Below are 564 nucleotides of genomic sequence, written 5' to 3'. Positions count from 1 at the left end.
ATCAAGGTGGCTTGTTAACCGATGCCGTTATTAAGCATCCTCATTCCGTTGTTTTGTTGGATGAGATTGAGAAAGCGCACCCAGATATCTTTAATTTGTTACTGCAAGTGATGGATAACGGTACGCTGACGGACAACAATGGTCGCAAGGCCGATTTCCGTAACGTGATCCTTGTGATGACCACTAACGCGGGTGTGGCTGAAACTGAGAAGAAATCGATCGGTTTAATCCAACAAGATCATAGTCACGATGCCATGGCAGAAATTAAGAAGGTGTTCACTCCGGAGTTCCGTAACCGTCTTGATAATATCATCTGGTTTAATAGCCTAGATGAAAGTGTTATCCATCAAGTGGTTGATAAGTTTATTGTCGAGCTTCAAGTCCAGTTGGATGCTCGCGGAGTATCCATGGAAGTATCGCAAGATGCTCGCCATTGGTTAGCACATAAAGGTTATGACAAAGCGATGGGGGCACGTCCAATGGGCCGTGTAATCCAAGAGCAATTGAAGAAACCATTGGCAAATGAACTGTTGTTCGGATCACTTGTTGATGGTGGTACGGTGA

At 44.7% G+C, this 564-nt stretch carries 1 protein-coding gene; it reads left to right on the top strand.

All coding sequences use genetic code 11. The features are described from left to right. Window positions 1–564, top strand: a 564-nt coding sequence (locus tag R7Q46_RS29190; RefSeq protein ID WP_318078580.1) for an AAA family ATPase, incomplete at both ends; no start/stop codon positions are given.

Source organism: Vibrio sp. 811, assembly GCF_033339195.1.
This window is presented reverse-complemented; position numbering and strand designations above follow the sequence as displayed.